The sequence below is a fragment of the Nostoc cf. edaphicum LEGE 07299 genome, assembly GCF_015207245.1.
Taxonomy (GTDB): Bacteria; Cyanobacteriota; Cyanobacteriia; order Cyanobacteriales; family Nostocaceae; genus Nostoc; species Nostoc edaphicum_B.
The window spans coordinates 1-5,246 of sequence record NZ_JADEXF010000336.1; the positions used below are offsets into that span (position 1 = coordinate 1).

The 5,246-nt window shown below is 43.0% G+C and carries 3 protein-coding genes; 2 read left to right on the plus strand and 1 reads right to left on the minus strand.

Annotation, left to right across the window (positions count from 1 at the left end; translation table 11 throughout):
• Nucleotides 1–256: 256 nt before the first annotated feature.
• Nucleotides 257–1,654, minus strand: a complete 1,398-nt coding sequence (locus IQ229_RS11945; protein ID WP_228013403.1) for a GTP-binding protein — start codon at nt 1,652–1,654, stop codon at nt 257–259.
• A gap of 702 nt (nt 1,655–2,356) precedes the next feature.
• On the opposite strand from IQ229_RS11945, the gene IQ229_RS11950 reads away from it, so the two are divergent.
• The gene (locus IQ229_RS11950) at nt 2,357–2,518 is read left to right on the plus strand and encodes a hypothetical protein (RefSeq protein WP_194043950.1); all 162 of its coding nucleotides are present in this window, start codon (nt 2,357–2,359) and stop codon (nt 2,516–2,518) included.
• 88 nt (nt 2,519–2,606) lie between these two features.
• A complete protein-coding gene (locus IQ229_RS11955) occupies nt 2,607–5,243 on the plus strand; it encodes an EAL domain-containing protein (protein ID WP_194043952.1) in 2,637 nt (878 codons plus the stop codon).
• Nucleotides 5,244–5,246: the final 3 nt, after the last annotated feature.

The following is a 5,246-nucleotide window of genomic DNA, read 5'->3' on the forward strand; positions in this document are numbered from 1 at the left end:
AGTTTAGATAGGCTTCCCACAAGAGGTAGTGGTAAACACCGCCATCTTTTTAGCAAAATTGAGTGGGATTACCCTCTCGTCATCTTTAGATTTAAAAAGGTACGGGAATTCTACTAGTTGCGATCGCTAGTAGAGATGGTCATGTTCTCAATCTTGCATCCCAATTTGGGAATGTCAGTCAATTGTCAGAAGACTTTGATAGAAGTTGATAAACACTTATAAACGGTAACAAAAAGATAGCAGTTTTTAATTATTCTCAATACTTTATGTTTAACTCTTGTCGCAAACGATACAGAATTGTATTTTGATCGACTTGAGAGAGAATTTCTTGAATGACGCTGCTAGCGCCTAATTGTCCCCAAGTGCAGCCTTTTTCGAGATAGACTTGGGCAGCTTTGCCAACGGAGTATGCGCCATAACCGGCGATACCAGCTTGAGCGATCGCACTGCTAGCAAAAGCAGTAATATTGCTGGGATTGTCACCACTAGTGATTGCAGCCGTACTTTTACCTAAACCCAAAAGCAAACTACTACCTAGTTCTCCAAGTAGCAAGCCACCAGAACTAAATAAAATCGTTTTTAAAATTTTTCCGGCTTCATAGCTAGTCATCGGCAAACCATACAATCTAGCGAGAGCGCGAATTAAAGCTAAATCAGCAACAGTTCCGCCCAGAATATCTAAAAAGGCGATGGGATTAAGCATTACTGCCAAGGCTTTGTATTTGGTAAATTGCCAAATAATTTCTTCGGCTTCCTTTTCGCGTAAATCGATAGTTTTTTGAGCGATCGCGGCTTCTGCATCTCGTGCTTGGATCAGTGCATTTAAAGCCAGAAGCGATCGCCCTTCCCGATTCAGAATATTCAGAATTATCTCTTTGAGTTCATCTACTTGCTGTGGTGGTGTCTCCCATTCATAAGTGACACGCCCATCAGGCCATTCAACCCGCACTTCCATTGCTGCTGGTTCCGCTGCCACCATCACAATTTCATCAGGTAGTAGAGGTTTCGCTTCAGGATGCCCTGCACCCAGTTGTTGTAAATTTTGGTAAATTGCTCCTTGGTCTGTATCTGGGTAAAGGTCTATTTTGTTAAACACTAAAATCAAGGGTTTTTGCGATCGCCTTAATTGCAGCAGCGCTTGATACTCAGTGCGCGTGATATCACCAGATACGACAAACAAAATCAAATCTGCCTGATGTACTACTTCTCGTGCCATATCCGCCCGTGACTCCCCCTCAATTTCATCTAATCCAGGGGTATCAATTAACTCTACTAGTACCTTATCACTGGGCTGCCAGCGCACGGAACGGGGCCATTGGGTGACACCATTCAGGGGCCCAGTTTGCAAAATCTTGTCTCCCAGCAAGGCATTTAAAACTGCTGACTTTCCCCGACTCACCAAACCAAAGACGGCAATTCTAATGACGTTAGAATCTAGCTTGTTGAGTGTGGCGTTCAAAGCTTCCAATTCTGGTTTCATCAAACCTAGCAATTCTGGGTTAGATGATAACTGTCCTGACTTGCGAAGATATCCATACCAAGAAAGCGCTTGTCTGAGACTGGCGCGGGCACGATTTAAATGAGTTTCTTGCAGATTACGATAAACCGACATAATATCAACACTTTTAGCCTTCACTCTCTCTAAAATGCTCATCCAATGCTCAAAACACTTTCAGCATTAGATTGTGAATAATAGGTATGAATTCGTACTCATTAACCATGCTTAACTAATGCTTGCTTTTTCAACCCCATTATTATGGGAAGGAAAAGTTAAACATACCTCTCTATCTTATATCCCTAAGTTCTTGGACTAATAATCTATATATAGGACATAAAAAGTCTCTAAGTTTATGAGGTTGGAGATTAGGCGTTTTATAAATCTTAAGAAATATGTGACTAATGGATAGCTCTAAAGAGAGACTAACGCCAACATCTACACTTGGATCGGAGGGGGATTGGCTTTGGCTTTGTTCAGTTTTAGTCTAGTTTGAAATCCTCTTATGTAACTATCTTCTCTACAAGCGGCTGCCCCAACATGACGCTACGCGTAGTTTGCTTCCCTGTAAGGGTACAATTTTGAAATTTTAATTTTGAATTGTTAATCTGGGTATCCTAAGAAAGACAAGGTTAGATGATATAGACAAAGGAACAAACTTTATAACTTATGTATGAGTAGAGAAAACAACTATAATTTCTACTACAAAAACCGATTGAACAATTAGCCAACTCATTCTATAAAAAGAAGAGTGCTGAGTTCCGTTAGCGCTGAGTGCGGTCAATTATGAAGGTAAAGGCTGGTCTATATACCACTTTTGCGATGCCTGCGGTGGTCACTGATTTGTACTGAGCGCAATCGTTGGCGCAGCGCTTTGTCGTACCACTTGCCTACGGCACGCTGCGCGAACGTGGAAGCAAGCTACGCGCAGCGTCTGTCTGCGACACGCTGCGCGAACGTAGAGAAGTGCGGGCTACGCCTACGCAGATGGTGAGAACTTTGATTGAGCAAGTTTTTCCATAAGTGCAGCCTGAAATTCTGGACTTATAGGAGCAGTCCTTTTCAGACTAAGACATAAATATTAATTATATGAGAAATTTGAGGAACAGCCATGCATGGAAATGAGCGGGAAAAAATACGCCATCTGTTGGTCATCCAAGACCTAGAAGGGCGGCGAACTGTCCCCTTGCGAGAGACTACTTATTCTCTGGGGCGGCATCCTGCAAACACTATTGTCTTGGCTTCCCGGTCAGTATCAATGCAACATGCAATTTTATTGCGAGTAACTGTTCCAGAAACTGCCCAATATGGCTTCCAGATTATTGATGGTAACTATAAGGGAAAAGGAAGTACTAATGGCTTATTTGTGAATGGTACTAAATGCTTTTCTCATAATCTTAGGCATGGAGACATCATTGCTTTTGGTAGTAATAAAGCTCAAGCTAAATATTATGCTATTTCCAATATTTCAGAACAAGTATTTTCTGAATCTTTTGATGTTGAAGATTTATCTGGTTTTTTATCAGAGCAAGGCAGTCCTGCCAATCCTTTTCAAACCTTAGCTATCGATCCCAGCTTTGAAGCAGCTAGTGAGTCTGCTCTAGCTAGGCTAGCATCCTTTCCTGAACTCATTCCCAATCCAATTATTGAGATGGATTTCGAGGGAAGAATTACTTATCTCAATCCAGCCGCAGCTATCAAGTTTCCCAATCTTAGGGAAGTTGGGACAGAACACCCGATCTTAACGGGACTGTTGATTGGAGTTAACAATCTAGAAAAAAATTCTTTTGTGCGGGAGGTAGAAGTAGGTACAGAAGTTTTTGAACAATCTGTTCTCTATCTTCCTGAAAGTGATTTAATTAGAACTTTTATTATTAGGGATATTACAGAGCAAAAGCAAGCTACAGCTGAATTGCGCCAGCGCGATCGCTTGTTACAAGCAGTTGCAGAAGCTGCCAATTATTTGCTAGGAGAAATGAATTATGAAACTGGTATCGATCGAGCTCTCGCTGTACTGGGCGAAGCTGCCAAGGCAGATCGTGCCTATCTCTTTCAGAACCATCGCCATCCTGTTACAGAGGAAATAGCAGTCAGCCTCCGGTTTGAATGGACGCAATCTTTTATTGAATCTACCCACCACCATTGGCAGAATCAGCCTTATCAAGCTTCTGAATTAGCCCGTTGGTACACAGTTCTCTCTAGCGGCCAGTCCATTAGCGGAATTACCCCAAAATTTCCTGTCGCCGAACAAGAATTCCTGATTCGAGATGGCATTAAATCCCTTCTCTTGGTACCTCTTCGCTTGGATAATGATTTCTGGGGGTATCTTGGCTTGGCAGACTGCACCTTTGAGCGTCATTGGTCAAAGCATGAAGAATCTACTCTTTTGACCATGGCCGCCAGTATTATTGGTGCGCGGCAGCGTCAACAAGTAGAAGAAAAGATTCGCTATCAAGCCCTCCATGACATGCTGACAGGGTTGCCCAATCGTCTACTATTTAATGAGCTGCTCAGTAAAACTCTGCCCAACGCCACTCGCAATGGCGAAAGTTTAGCTGTAATTTTCCTCGATTTGGATCGCTTCAAGGTCATTAATGATACTCTAGGGCATACTCTGGGGGATCAATTGTTACAAAGCGTCTCTCAAAGATTAAAAGACTCACTCAGAGGCGGAGATACTGTAGCCCGTTGGGGAGGCGATGAATTTACTATTTTACTGCCACGAGTCAATGATATTGAAGAGGTAACTTTGGTGGCGCAGAGAATCTTACAAGCCTTTGAGGATGCCTTTGATCTTCAAGGGCATGAACTTTATGTGACTGCCAGCCTCGGTATTGCCGTACTTGATAATAACAGCCCTGACGCCGAAACACTAATTCAGCACGCAGATGCCGCTTTGTACTACGCCAAAGACAAAGGACGGAATAACTACCAATTCTACAGTGTCTCCCTGAGTGCTAAAAATCCTGAACTGCTGACTTTAGAAAAGAGCTTGCGCTATGCCCTAGAACGCAATGAATTTACGCTGTACTATCAACCTCGTGTGAACATTGCCACAGGGGAAATTACTAGTATGGAGGCTCTGTTGCGTTGGCAGCACCCAGAGATGGGATTAGTTGCCCCCAGTGTGTTCATTCCCCTAGTCGAAGAAAGTGGGTTAATTGTCCCCATCGGCGAATGGACTCTACAGACGGCCTGTAGACAAAATAAAGCATGGCAAGATGCTGGATTGCCACCGATTATGATCGCTGTCAATCTTTCTCTGAAGCAATTCCGCCAACCCAAATTGGTAGAGACTATAGCCAAGGTTTTAGAACAAACAGGTCTAGAAGCTCGCTTTTTAGAATTAGAAATTATGGAAACCACAGCGATTGAGGACTTGGGTTTTACCACAAAGGTGTTAGAGGAGCTACAGCAGATGGGTGTTTACATCTCCATCGATGACTTTGGTACAGGTCATTCCTCGCTCTCGCGCCTACAGCTTTTGCCACTCCACAATCTGAAAATAGATAAATCTTTCATTCAATATTTGACGCAGGATACCAAAGTAGCTCATATTATCCAGGCCATAGTTACCTTGGGACACAGCTTAGGATTAAAGTTAACAGCCGAAGGGGTAGAGAAGGAAGAGGAATTGGAATTCTTGAAATCTATCAACTGCGAGGAGGTACAGGGCTTTTTATTCTACCGCCCACTTTCTGGGCAGAAAGCAACAGAGGTCCTCGAAAGTAAACGACCAACGATCTAGTAC